This is a genomic window from Arthrobacter sp. 05L45_2 (assembly GCF_056397525.1).
The window spans coordinates 1-12,452 of record NZ_JBFTNO010000074.1; the positions used below are offsets into that span (position 1 = coordinate 1).

At 67.4% G+C, this 12,452-nt stretch carries 12 protein-coding genes and 1 pseudogene; 1 reads left to right on the top strand and 12 read right to left on the bottom strand.

Annotated features, from left to right (window positions below):
- Nucleotides 1-157, top strand: a pseudogene (locus tag AC1DHD_RS07895) (6-phosphogluconolactonase); the annotation flags it as partial.
- Here AC1DHD_RS07895 and AC1DHD_RS07900 read toward each other — a convergent pair.
- The 12 genes from AC1DHD_RS07900 to AC1DHD_RS07955 all read right to left on the bottom strand — a co-directional run.
- Nucleotides 110-505, bottom strand: a complete 396-nt coding sequence (locus tag AC1DHD_RS07900) for an RNA polymerase-binding protein RbpA (protein ID WP_476879178.1) — start codon at nucleotides 503-505, stop codon at nucleotides 110-112. The pseudogene AC1DHD_RS07895 and the gene AC1DHD_RS07900 sit on opposite strands and share 48 nt — an antisense overlap.
- A gap of 117 nt (nucleotides 506-622) precedes the next feature.
- The gene (gene secG, locus AC1DHD_RS07905; RefSeq protein WP_476879179.1) at nucleotides 623-880 is read right to left on the bottom strand and encodes a preprotein translocase subunit SecG; all 258 of its coding nucleotides are present in this window, start codon (nucleotides 878-880) and stop codon (nucleotides 623-625) included.
- A gap of 49 nt (nucleotides 881-929) precedes the next feature.
- Nucleotides 930-1,745, bottom strand: coding sequence for a triose-phosphate isomerase (tpiA, locus tag AC1DHD_RS07910; RefSeq protein ID WP_476879180.1), 816 nt, complete (start codon nucleotides 1,743-1,745; stop codon nucleotides 930-932).
- 77 nt (nucleotides 1,746-1,822) lie between these two features.
- Nucleotides 1,823-3,049 (bottom strand): phosphoglycerate kinase, encoded by a 1,227-nt coding sequence (locus AC1DHD_RS07915; RefSeq protein ID WP_476879181.1) that lies wholly within the window; start codon nucleotides 3,047-3,049, stop codon nucleotides 1,823-1,825.
- A 10-nt stretch (nucleotides 3,050-3,059) separates the two neighbouring features.
- On the bottom strand, nucleotides 3,060-4,070 hold the full coding sequence (gene gap, locus AC1DHD_RS07920; RefSeq protein ID WP_476879182.1) for a type I glyceraldehyde-3-phosphate dehydrogenase: 1,011 nt from the start codon (nucleotides 4,068-4,070) through the stop codon (nucleotides 3,060-3,062).
- A 266-nt stretch (nucleotides 4,071-4,336) separates the two neighbouring features.
- On the bottom strand, nucleotides 4,337-4,960 hold the full coding sequence (locus AC1DHD_RS07925; protein WP_476879183.1) for a superoxide dismutase: 624 nt from the start codon (nucleotides 4,958-4,960) through the stop codon (nucleotides 4,337-4,339).
- Between the two features lie 175 nt (nucleotides 4,961-5,135).
- Nucleotides 5,136-6,116, bottom strand: a complete 981-nt coding sequence (gene whiA / locus AC1DHD_RS07930) for a DNA-binding protein WhiA (protein WP_066438143.1) — start codon at nucleotides 6,114-6,116, stop codon at nucleotides 5,136-5,138.
- A 10-nt stretch (nucleotides 6,117-6,126) separates the two neighbouring features.
- Nucleotides 6,127-7,146, bottom strand: a complete 1,020-nt coding sequence (locus tag AC1DHD_RS07935) for a gluconeogenesis factor YvcK family protein (protein WP_476879184.1) — start codon at nucleotides 7,144-7,146, stop codon at nucleotides 6,127-6,129.
- Nucleotides 7,146-8,069: an RNase adapter RapZ gene (gene rapZ / locus AC1DHD_RS07940; protein WP_476879185.1), complete on the bottom strand. Its 924-nt coding sequence runs from the start codon at nucleotides 8,067-8,069 to the stop codon at nucleotides 7,146-7,148. Before rapZ ends, AC1DHD_RS07935 begins: the two co-directional genes overlap by 1 nt.
- A gap of 116 nt (nucleotides 8,070-8,185) precedes the next feature.
- A complete protein-coding gene (gene uvrC, locus AC1DHD_RS07945) occupies nucleotides 8,186-10,195 on the bottom strand; it encodes an excinuclease ABC subunit UvrC (protein WP_476879186.1) in 2,010 nt (669 codons plus the stop codon).
- A gap of 91 nt (nucleotides 10,196-10,286) precedes the next feature.
- Nucleotides 10,287-10,955, bottom strand: coding sequence for a lysophospholipid acyltransferase family protein (locus tag AC1DHD_RS07950; RefSeq protein ID WP_476879187.1), 669 nt, complete (start codon nucleotides 10,953-10,955; stop codon nucleotides 10,287-10,289).
- 403 nt (nucleotides 10,956-11,358) lie between these two features.
- A partial coding sequence (locus AC1DHD_RS07955) for a UvrA family protein (protein WP_476879188.1) occupies nucleotides 11,359-12,452 on the bottom strand: 1,094 nt, incomplete at its 5' end.

Consider the following 12,452-nt stretch of genomic DNA (forward strand, 5'->3'; position numbering starts at 1 on the left):
GGCCGGTGCTGTGGGCCTGGCCCTGGCCGGCGCCAATCCGGTCCAGGTACCCGCGGCAGGGCCTCGTGGCCGGTTCCAGACGCTGTGGCTGATCGACGAGGACGCGGCCTCACGCGTCCCCGAGCAGCTCGTCCGGAAGGGCGCGTCGGGCGCGTAGCCTTTCGAGCGCTCCGGCCAGCACGTCTTCGGCGTCCTGGCTGGAGCGCCGCTCTTTAACGTATTCGAGGTGGCTCTTGAACCCCTCGACGGCTTCGTCTTCCAGCGCGAACCGGGACTCGTCCCGCGTGGCCGCAGCACCGCAGCGCCGGCAGTCCCACACGCCCGGGATCTGGTCCTCGGGGATCTTCGCGAACACCAGCGTGGTTTCGTGGCCCTTGGCGCACGTGTAGGTCACACCGATCCGGGGTTGTCTGGCGCCACCGCCGTCGAGGGGTTCGTGGCGGGCCGGGGCTCCGGCGACAGCACCAACGCGGATGCCCCTGAATCCGGAAGCAGAATGCAGCATCGGGAACTCCTAGCTACGTGGCTGGTGGAATGGTGCTTGCCAGCGACAGTGTAATCCGGGAGTTCCCGATGCCGGGAGGGCCTCAAGGCCCCTTATGAAGTTATGGAAAGTGGCGTATTAAGAGACGGCGCCGGTGCTGAAGCGCATCAGCAGGCCGAGGGCGATAATAACGACGCCCCACGTGACACCGAGGATGATCGTGAAGCGGTTCAGGTTCCGCTCAGCCACGCCCGATGAGCTCAGGCCGGAGCTCATGCCGCCGCCGAACATGTCGGACAGACCGCCGCCGCGGCCCTTGTGGAGCAGGATGAGCAGGGTCAGCAGGAGGCTGGTGATGCCCAGCAGCACCTGGAGAATGACATGAAGAACGTCCACGACGGCCTTTCAGAAGATGGGGATTGCGGGGGCCACAACTGCGTCCGGACTAATCCGTCACCAGGTGACTCTCGAACCTGACAATATTAGCAAACTCGGCCGCATCCAGGCTGGCACCGCCCACCAGCAATCCGTCCACGTCGCGTTCCTTCAGGATGGACGCGGCGTTATTCGCCTTGACCGAGCCGCCGTAGAGGAGCCGCGTCTTGGCCGCCACGTCCGCCCCGAACAAGGTGGCGAGCTCGGCGCGGATAGCGGCGCACATTTCCTGGGCGTCTTCGGGGCCGGCGACYTCGCCGGTGCCGATGGCCCAGACGGGYTCGTAGGCGACGACGAGTTCCGCGGCCTGCTCGGCCGTGAGGCCCTCGACGCCGGCGCGCAGCTGCGCGAGCGTGTGGTCAACGTGGGTGCCGGCCTGGCGGACCTCCAGGCCCTCCCCGACGCACAGGACGGGTGTGATTCCGTGACGGAAGGCGGCCTTGGTCTTTGCGTTGAGGAGCTCGTCGGACTCCTGGTGGATGGTGCGGCGTTCGCTGTGGCCGACCAGGACGTAGCCGCAGCCGAGCTTGGCGAGGAACTGGCCGGAGATGTCTCCGGTGTAGGCGCCGGAGTCGAACTGGGACAGATCCTGCCCGCCGTAGACGACGTCGAGTTCGTCGCCCTGGACCAGGGTCTGTACGCCGCGGAGATCGGTGAACGGGGGGAAGACGGCGACCTCCACCCGGCTGTAGTCGTGCTTGGCGTCGGACAGGGTCCAGGCCAGCTTCTGCAGGAGGGTGATGCCCTGGACGTGGTCCATGTTCATCTTCCAGTTGCCGGCGATGAAGGGCTTGCGGTCGAACTTGCCGTTGGTTGACGTTGTCACGTGATCTCCAAAAGAGTCGTAGCAGTGAAAGAGCCGGCGGCGTGCCCGCAGTGCGGGCCCGCCGCCGGCTGGAGTTTCTAGCGGTCCAGGACGCTCAGGCCGGGAAGTTCCTTGCCTTCAAGGTATTCCAGGCTGGCGCCGCCGCCGGTCGAGATGTGCCCGAACTGGTTATCGGCGAAGCCGAGGGTACGGACGGCGGCGGCGGAATCGCCACCACCCACCACCGTGAAGCCACCGGTTTCCGTGAGCGCCTGGGCAACGGCCCGGGTGCCCGCGGCGAACGCGGGGAATTCGAAGACGCCCATGGGCCCGTTCCAGAACACGGTCTTGGCGCCCTTGATGCGTTCCGCGAAGGCGGCTGCCGAGTCGGGTCCGATGTCGAGGCCGATGCCGGCGGTGCCGAAGCTGCTGGACTCGATCGCGTCGGCCGGCACCGTTTCGTGCGCGGCGTCGGCGGCGAACTTAGCGGCCACCACAACATCGGTAGGGACGACGAATTCGGTGCCGGCATCCGCTGCCCGCTTGAGGTAGTCCTGCACTACGGGGATCTGGTCCTCTTCGAGCAGGCTGCCGGCGACTTTGTGTCCGGCCGCGGCGAGGAAGGTGAACAGCATGCCGCCGCCCACCAGGATCGTGTCAGCTTTGCCGATCAGGTTATCGATCACGGCGAGCTTGTCCGAGACCTTGGAGCCGCCGAGCACCACGACGTAGGGCCGCTGGGTGTCGGTGGTGAGCTTGCGCAGCACCTCAACTTCCGTGCGGACCAGATCGCCCTGGTAGGACGGCAGCCGGGTGGCGACGTCGTATACGCTGGCGTGCTTGCGGTGCACGGCCCCGAAGGCGTCATCCACGAAGGCCCCGTTGTCGCCGGTGAGGGCAACGAGCTCGTCCGCGAAGGCGCCGCGTTCGGCGTCGTCCTTGGAGGTCTCGCGGGCGTCGAAGCGCACGTTTTCAAGGACGAGGGCTTCGCCGTCCTGGAGGGCGGCGGCCGCGTCCCTGGCCGCGTCGCCCACGGTGTCGCCGGCAAGGGTGACCTTGAAGGTCGCCAACTCGGCGAGGCGCGCTACGGCGGGCTTGAGCGAGTACTTTTCCTCGGGCGCGCCCTTCGGGCGGCCCAGGTGGGCGGTGACGAGTACGCGGGCACCGGCGTCCGTAAGCTGTGAAAGCACTGGCAGGGAGGCCTTGATGCGGCCGTCGTCAGTGACTGCAGAGCCGTCGAGCGGCACGTTCAAGTCACTTCTGACCAGAACGTACCGCCCGCGGACACCATCAGCGATCAGTTCGTTGAGGGTGTGGAATGTCATGAGTCTTACCCTAGCCCAGCTTGGAAGCGACGAGCTCCGTGAGGTCGACGAGGCGGTTGGAGTAGCCCCACTCGTTGTCATACCAGGAAACAACCTTGACCTGGTTGCCAATGACCTTGGTCAGGCCGGAGTCGAAGATGGACGACGCCGGGTCCCCGACGATGTCGGAGGAGACGATGGGCTCGTCCGTGTAGGTGAGCAGGCCCTTGAGTTCCTCGGTCTCGGAGGCGGCCTTGAGGGCGGCGTTGACTTCCTCGACGGTGGTCTCGCGGGAAACGGTGACGGTGAGGTCGGTGGCGGAGCCGGTGGGGACGGGGACGCGGATGGCGTAGCCGTCCAGCTTGCCCTTCAGTTCCGGGAGGACCAGGCCGATTGCCTTGGCGGCACCGGTGGAGGTGGGGACCATGTTGATGGCGGCGGCGCGGGCGCGGCGGAGGTCCTTGTGCGGGCCGTCCTGGAGGTTCTGGTCCGCGGTGTAGGCGTGGACGGTGGTCATCAGGCCGCGTTCGATGCCGAAGGCGTCGTTGACCACCTTGGCCAGCGGGCCGAGGCAGTTGGTGGTGCAGGAGGCGTTGGAGATGATGTTGTGCGCGGCCGGGTCGTAGAGGCCGTCGTTGACGCCCATCACGATCGTGATGTCCTCGTCCGAGGCGGGGGCGGAGATCAGGACCTTCTTGGCGCCGGCGTCGATGTGCTTCTGCGCGTCGGCGGCCTTGGTGAAGAAGCCGGTGGACTCGATGACGATGTCCACGCCCAGCTCGCCCCACGGCAGCTTGGCGGGGTCGCGCTCGGCGAGGACCTTCACGGTCTTGCCGTCGACGACGATGTTCCCGTCCTTGACCTCGATGCTTTCGGCCAGGCGGCCGCCGACGGAGTCGTACTTGAAGAGGTGGGCGAGGGCCTCCGGGCTGGTGAGGTCGTTGACTGCAACGATCTCGAGGTCTGCGCCCTGGGCCAGTGCGGCGCGGAAGTAGTTGCGGCCGATGCGGCCAAAGCCGTTGATACCAATACGTGTCGTCACGTTTTCAGTCTCCTTGGTGCTCTATCAAGCACGACTAGTTGAGTAGGCGTTCAAGCCAACTAACAGATCCCGCACGCCATTGGGCAGAGATGATTACCAGATCGGAGGGCGACCAGCCACGTTGCTGAAGGCTAACCGCCTTCCGTGATCCATCTTACGTTTAAGTGTGCCCGCCCCCGCAACTGCAGGGGCGGGCGGTCCACGATTCGGGCCGAACGGCACGAAATGTGAGCTTTGTTACAGCCCGGTTTCGGCTGCGGCCACCCTTAAAGGGTGATCAGGCCGGTGGCGTTGGTGCGCGCGGCGTCGAAACGCTTGGCGACGTCGGCCCAGTTCACGATGTTCCAGAACGCCTTGACGTAGTCGGCCTTGACGTTGACGTAGTCCAGGTAGAAGGCGTGCTCCCACATGTCCAGCATCAGCAGCGGGGTGGTGCCCAGCGCCACGTTGCCCTGCTGGTCGTAGAGCTGCTCGATGACGAGGTTGCCGCCGATCGGTTCGTAGGCGAGGAAACCCCAGCCGGAGCCCTGCAGGCCCATGGCCGCAGCGGTGAACTGGGCGCGGAAGGCGTCGAAGGAGCCGAAGGCGTCGTCGATCGCGGCGGCCAGCTCACCCTCAGGCTTGTCGCCGCCGTCCGGGGAGAGGTTCTTCCAGAACACGGAGTGGTTGATGTGGCCGCCGGTGTGGAACGCGAGGTCCTTCGAGAGGCGGTTGATGTTGGCGAAATCGCCCTTCTCGCGGGCCTCCGCCAGCTGCTTCAGAGCGTTGTTGGCGCCCGTCACGTAAGCGGCGTGGTGCTTGCTGTGGTGCAGCTCCATGATCTTCGCGGAGATGTGGGGCTCCAGCGCGGCGTAATCGTAGTCAAGTTCGGGAAGTACGTACTCGGTCACAAAATCCTCCAATGTCGTGGACGGGTTCGTCCGGTTTTGCTAACTCTCGGATTGTGCATCCGGATGGTTGGACATCCGGAAATCTATGGATGCGGATCCAGTGGGCATAGCCTCCGGGTCCCCCTGGGTATTCCCGGCCGCCGTATCCGATTCTGTCCCTGTTTGCCGGCCGGGGCTACTCGTCGAGCATTTCCGGCGTAACGTTCGCCTCGGTCCCGGGGATGCCGAGGTCCTGGGCGCGTTTGTCGGCCATGGCCAGGAGCCGGCGGATCCGGCCGGCGATGGCGTCTTTGGTCATCACCGGATCGGCCAGCCGGCCAAGCTCGTCGAGGCTCGCCTGTTTGTGCGCCACGCGCAGTTCGCCGGCGTACTTGAGGTGGTCGGGGACGTCGTCGCCGAGGATTTCCAGCGCCCGGTCAACCCGTGCGCCGGCGGCCACGGCGGCCTGCGCCGAGCGGCGCAGGTTGGCGTCGTCGAAGTTGGCCAGCCGGTTGGCCGTGGCACGGACTTCCTTGCGCATCCGGCGTTCCTCCCAGACCATCAGCGCGTCGTGGGCGCCCATCCGGGTCAGCAGCGCCGCGATGGTGTCGCCGTCGCGGATGACGACGCGGTCCACTCCCCTGACTTCACGGGCCTTGGCCTGGATGCCCAGGCGGCGGGCCGCGCCGACGAGGGCGAGGGCGGATTCGGGTCCGGGGCAGGTGACCTCCATCGCGGAGGACCGCCCGGGCTCGGTGAGTGAACCATGGGCCAGGAACGCACCGCGCCAGACGGCCTCGGCGTCCGCCGCCGAACCGTTCACCACCACGGAGGGCAGGCCGCGGACGGGCCGGCCGCGGGCGTCGAGCAGGCCGGTCTGGCGGGCGAGGGCCTCGCCGTCGCGGACCACACGCACCACGTAACGGCTGCCGCGGCGCAAGCCGCCGCCGGAGACCACAATGATCTCGCTCTGGTGGCCGTAGACCTCGGCGATCGCGGCACGCAGCCGGCGGGCGGTCGAGGCGAGGTCCACCTCGGCTTCGATCACGATCCGGCCGGAGATGATGTGCAGCCCGCCCGCGAAGCGGAGCATGGCGGACACTTCAGCCTTGCGGACCGAGGATTTCTTGATGTCCAGCCGGGAAAGTTCTTCCTTGACTGATGCTGTCAGTGCCATGGCACCTTTCCTACCTGTTCCCGAAAATGTCGTGGTACGCCGTTGCCAGGCGCAGGGGGTCGTGGATCGGCCGGCGGCTCGACGCCCTTACTTTACCCAAGACCACCTCGGCGCCGAGCATCCCGGCGGCCTGCTGGAAGTCCGGGAGGTCAGGCACCGACGCAGGGTCGGCCAGGACGACGTCGACCGTGAATTCCGGCGCGTAGTCCCGCAGCACCCGCAGGTGGTCGGCGGCGGACATCCCGTGGGTTTCCTTGGTGTCCGTGGCGAGATTCATGGTGAGGCAGCGCCGGGCCTCGGTCTTGCACAGCGCATCCCGCATCTCGGGCAGCAGCAAGTGCGGCAGCACCGAGGTGTACCAGGACCCGGGGCCCAGGACCACCCAGTCGGCGAGTTCGATCGCCGTCAGCGCCTCCACGCAGGCCGGGGCCGAGTCGGGCAGCAGCCGGACCGCTTCCAGCGACCCGGCGACGGCGCATTTGGCCTGCCCGCGGACGGTCTGCAGCCCGGTGCTGCCGTCCGGGAGTTCCACCCGGGCTTCGCCCTCGATGGTCAGCGGCGTGGTGGACATCGGCAGCACCTGGCCCCGGGCACCGAGGAGCGCCCCGGCCCACTGGAGGCCGACGACGGCGTCGCCCAGCAATTCCCAGAGGGTGACGATCAGCAGGTTGCCCATGGCGTGTTCGTCGAGGGAGCCGCCGGAGCCCTTGCCGGGCTTGAAGCGGTGCTGCATCACGTCGCGCCACGTCCGGCCCCAGTCCGTGTCGTCGCACAGAGCGGAGAGCGCCATCCGCAGATCCCCCGGGGGCAGGACGCCGTACTCCTCGCGCAGCCGTCCGGAGGAACCGCCGTCGTCCGCCACCGTCACGATGGCGGTCAGCTCGGAGGTCAGCAGGCGCAGCGCCGACAGGGAGGCCGACAGTCCGTGACCGCCGCCGAGGGCGACGACGGAGGGTCCTTTGTCCTGCTGGCCGGCGGAGGCCGCGCTGGCGGCCGGCACCAGGGGCAGTGGCCCGGTCAGTAGCGCCATTACTCGCGGCCCAGATCCCGGTGGGTGGTGGTGACCGTGACACGGGGGTACTGCGCGAGCCGGCGGGAGAGTTCCACGGCCACGGCCACGGAGCGGTGCTTGCCGCCGGTGCAGCCGACGGCGATGGTGGCGTAGTGCTTGTTTTCGCGGCGGTAGCCGTCCAGGACGGGTTCGAGGGCCAGGACGTAGCGTTCCACGAAGTTGCCGACCCCCTCGGCCTCGAGCACGTAGTCGCTGACGTCCTTGTCCAGGCCGGTGTGCGGGCGCAGCTGCGGAACCCAGTGCGGGTTCGGGATGAAGCGGGCGTCGGCGACGAAGTTGGCGTCCACCGGCAGCCCGTACTTGAAGCCGAAGCTCATCACGTTCAGGCGCAGCGCCACCGGGCCGGTCTCGCTGAAGAGTTCGGTGATGGCGGTGGCGAGGCCGTGGACGTTGAGCGTGGAGGTGTCCAGGACGATGTCCGAGGATTCACGAAGCTCGTGCAGGAGGTCGCGTTCGGCGGCGATGCCGTCGAGGATCCGGCCGCCGCCCTGCAGCGGGTGCGGGCGCCGGCCCTGTTCGAACCGGCGCACCAGGACGTCGTCGCTGGCGTCCAGGAACAGCACCCGGAAGGTGATGCCGCTGGTTTCCAGGTTGCGCAGGGCGGTGCGGATGTCGGCGAAGAGGTCCTTGCTGCGGACATCCACCACAACGGCGAGCTTCGAGATGGAGCCGGGCGCGTGCGAGACAAGCTCCGCGAGGGTTCCAAGCATCTGCGGCGGGAGGTTGTCCACCACGTACCAGCCGTGGTCCTCGAGGGCATCCGAGGCGGTACTGCGGCCGGCTCCAGACATTCCGGTGACCACCAGCAGCTCGGCCTCGATCGGTTTGACGGGGGTTAAGCCGTCCGTCTCGGTGCCGGATCCCGCCGTTGACTCTGCCATCAGTCGTGCTCCATCTCTGCTGTCTGCTCTGCCATGAGGCCGGCGCACGTGGCAGTCGCCTGCCGGCCGCGGCCCGTACCTCAGCTCCTAACCCTAGCTAAGAATGCCGGGGCTAGCTAAGTTTCGAGGATTTCGCCGGTTGTCATGTTGATGGCGGGCGCCGCCGGTTCACCGGCGTCCTCCGCGGCAGAGAAATGCCGGACGATCGCCCCGGCGAGGGCCGGTCCGATTCCCTTGGCGGCCGTGAGCTCCTCGACGCTGGCGGCCTTGATGCTTTTGACCGAGCCGAACTGGTTCAGGAGGGCCTTGCGCTTCGAGTCCCCGAGCCCGGGGACCCCGTCCAGCGCGGACACGGTCATGGCCTTGCCACGCTTTTGCCGGTGGAAGGAGATCGCGAAGCGGTGCGCCTCATCACGGATGCGCTGGAGGAGGTAAAGACCCGCCGAGGCGCGAGGCAGGATGACGGGGAAGTCACTGTCTGGCAGCCAGACCTCCTCGAGCCTTTTAGCCAGCCCCACCACGTAGACGTCCTCGACGCCGAGCTCGGCGAGGGCCTTGGCGGCGGCGTTGACCTGGGGCTTGCCGCCGTCGACGACGACGAGGTTGGGCGGGTAGGCGAACTTGGCCTTGGGAGCCGGGGTGGTGGTGTCCTCCAGCGGTGTGTCGGCCACCGCGGCGGCCTGGGCGGCGGCGAGCGGGCCGGAGCCGGGCTCGGCCTTCTCCGCCTGTTCCTGCAGGTAGTTCCGGAAGCGGCGGGTGAGGACGTCGTGCATGGCCGCGGTGTCGTCGTTGGCCGCGGCGCCGGTGACCGAGAACTTCCGGTAGTCGGACTTCTTCGGCAGGCCGTCTTCGACCACCACCATGGACCCCACCACGTTGGTGCCCTGGATGTGGGAGATGTCGAAACATTCGATCCGCAGCAGCGCCACGGGCAGGTCCAGGGCTTCCTGCAGTTCCTGGAGGGCCTGGGACCGCATGGTGAGGTCGCCGGCGCGCCGGGACTTGTGCAGTTTGAGGGCGTGCTCGGCGTTGTCCCGGACAGTGGAGAGCAGCGTGGCCTTGTCGCCGCGCTGCGGGACCYGGATGTCCACCCGGGCTCCGCGCAGGCCGCTGAGCCACTGGGCGAGTTCGGCGGCGTTGCTCGGTTCCGCGGGGACCAGCACTTCGCGGGGCATCCGGCCCTGGCTTTCGCCTTCCTCGCCGTAGACCTGCTGGAGGAGGTGTTCGACGAGGTCCGGTGTGGTGGAGTCCTCGACTTTTTCGACCACCCAGCCGCGCTGGCCGCGGATCCGGCCGCCGCGGACGTGGAACACCTGGACCGCTGCCTCGAGTTCGTCCTCGTGCAGCGCGAAGATGTCGGCGTCGGTGTCCTCGGCGAGGACCACAGCGTTGCGTTCGAAGACCTTTTTCAGCGCGATGATGTCGTCGCGGACCCGGCCCGCGCGTTCGTAGTCCAGCTCGGCGACGGCGGCGGCCATGTCCTTCTCCAGGCGGGAGACGAAGCGTTTGGCCTCCCCGCCCATAAAGGCGCAGAAGTCCTCTGCGAGGGCCCGGTGGTCCTCGGCGGAGATCCGGCCGACGCATGGCGCGGCGCACTTGTCGATGTACCCCAGCAGGCAGGGCCGGCCGCTGGCCTGGGCGCGCTTAAGGACGCCGGGGCTGCAGCTGCGGACCGGGAAGACGCGCAGCAGAGTGTCCATGGTGTCGCGGATCGCCCCCGCCGTGTAGGGCCCGAAGTAGCGGGTCCCCTTCCGCCGCTCGCCGCGCAGGACCTGCACACGCGGGAACTTCTCCGCCATCGTGACGGCGAGGTAGGGGTAGGACTTGTCGTCGCGGAACATCACGTTGAACCGCGGTTTGAATTCCTTGATCCAGGTGTATTCGAGCTGCAGGGACTCCAGTTCGCTGCCGACTACGGTCCATTCCACGCTGCTGGCAGTGTGCACCATGGCATAGGTCTTGGGCAGCAGGCCTGCGGGGTTGGCGAAGTAGGAGTTCAGCCGGGAACGGAGGTTCTTGGCCTTGCCGACGTAAATGACCCGGCCGTGCGGGTCGCGGAAACGGTAGACACCCGGGTTGGTCGGGATCTCCCCCGTCTGGGGCCGGTAACTAGCTGGATTCGCCACTGGTCTATTCTACTAAGCCGGCCGGGTCCGCGCCCGACGGCGCTCCCCGGCGGCGTGTGCCGCGAACCGTGCGTTCCGCCGGGAAGCGCGCCTAGTCGACGCTTTTGCTCTGGTTGTAGGTGGTGGCCCGTTCCTGGCCGCTGAGTTCGGCGATCGCGTCCATGATCCGGTCCGTGACCTGGCGCCGTGCGGGCAGAGAGTGGTCCGGGCCGGTCTTGTCGAAGTAGAGCGGCTCCCCCACCTTCATGGTGAAGTGCTGCGGCCTGACCTTGTTGCTGTCCGCCGGCTGCAGGTTTTCTGTGCCGATGAGGCCCACCGGGATGACCGGGGCCCCGGTGGTGAGGGCCAGCCAGCCGACGCCGGTGCGGCCGCGGTAGAGGATACCGTCGCGGGAGCGGGTGCCTTCGGGGTAGATCCCGACGCCCTTGCCGGAGTCAAGGATGTCCAGCAGCGTCTTCAAGGCCTGCACGCTGGCGGCCTGTTCGCCGCGTTCGACCGGAATGGATCCGACGGCCTCGAAGAAGGACTTCATCAGCTTGCCCTTGGCGCCGCCGGTGGTGAAGTACTCGGCCTTGGCGAAGAACGCGACGGGGCGCGGCATCAGGGCCTGGACGATCACGCTGTCCAGGAAGGAGAGGTGGTTCGGCGCAACGATGAAGGGGCCGGACTTGGGCACATTCTCGAGTCCGATCACGGTGGGCCGGCAGGTGGACGTGACCAGACCACGCGTCGTCCAGCGGATTGCGTCAAACATTGCCAATGGTGTGCACCTCTTTTAGGGCTGTGGTCCCCGGGCAGTCGGAGATTCTGGTGATCGTAGCGGGTAACCCCGGGGCGGTGCGCGCAGGTTCAACTTCTCCGGCGGTTCGCCGGCCGCCGTCGGGCACAAAACCCCAGCCTACGCCCGCGGCGGGAGGCGGTGGTGCAGCCGTTCCGGCGGGCGGGCCGTCGAGGCCGGCAGGCACTCCCGCCGATGTATGCGTCACCGGAGTAGTTTCTCACGACGATGGGGATGCTTGAAATTCACATACCCCTGCAGGCATACGTCGCTGCCGACCGGCCTGCTGCCCGGCGACGCGCAAATGCCCTGCCGCGGCCGGAATAACCGGGGCGGCAGGGCATTTGCGCGTCGTGGGACAAAGACCGCGTCGCCAGGGGCGGGGTCAGCCCAGAATGTCCGCGAGGAACGTGGCCGTGTGGCTCTCCTTGGACTTGGCCACCTGCTCGGGCGTACCCGAGGTGACGATCCTGCCGCCGCCGGAACCGCCGTCGGGCCCCAGGTCGACAATCCAGTCCGCACTCTTGATGACGTCGAGGTTGTGCTCGATGGTGATCACGGTGTTGCCCTTCTCGACCAGGCCCTGCAGGACCATCAGCAGTTTGCGGATGTCCTCGAAATGCAGGCCTGTGGTGGGCTCGTCCAGGACGTACACGCTCCGGCCGTTGGACCGCTTCTGCAGCTCCGCGGCCAGCTTCACGCGCTGCGCCTCACCGCCGGAGAGGGTCGTGGCGGGCTGGCCCAGCCGTACGTAACCGAGGCCGACGTCCACCAGCGTCTTCAGGTGCCGGGCGATCGGCGAGAACGCGGCGAAGAACTCCGCGCCTTCCTCGATCGGCATGTTCAGGACGTCTGCGATGGTCTTGCCCTTGTAGTGCACCTCGAGCGTCTCGCGGTTGTAGCGCGCGCCGTGGCAGACCTCRCAGGGCACATAGACGTCCGGCAGGAAGTTCATCTCGATCTTCAGGGTGCCGTCGCCGGAGCAGGCTTCGCAGCGGCCGCCCTTGACGTTGAAGGAGAACCGGCCGGGCATGTAGCCGCGGACCTTGGCCTCAGTGGTCTCGGCGAAGAGCTTCCGGATGTGGTCGAAGACGCCCGTGTAGGTGGCCGGGTTGGAGCGCGGGGTCCGGCCGATGGGGCTCTGGTCGACGTGCACCACCTTGTCGAGGTGCTCGAGGCCCTGCACGGTCTTGTGCCGGCCGGCGACCTGCTTGGCGCCGTTGAGYTTGTTGGCGAGCACCTTGTAGAGGATCTCGTTGACCAGGGTCGACTTGCCGGAGCCGCTGACGCCGGTGACGGCGGTGAACAAGCCGAGGGGGAAGGCCGCGTCCACGTTCAGCAGGTTGTTTTCCTTGGCCCCGACGACTTTCAGCTCGCGCTTCTTGTCGTACTTGCGGCGTTTCTTCGGCACCTGGATGGACTTGCGACCGGACAGGTAGTCGCCGGTGAGGGATTCGGTGTTCTTCAGCAGGTCTTGGT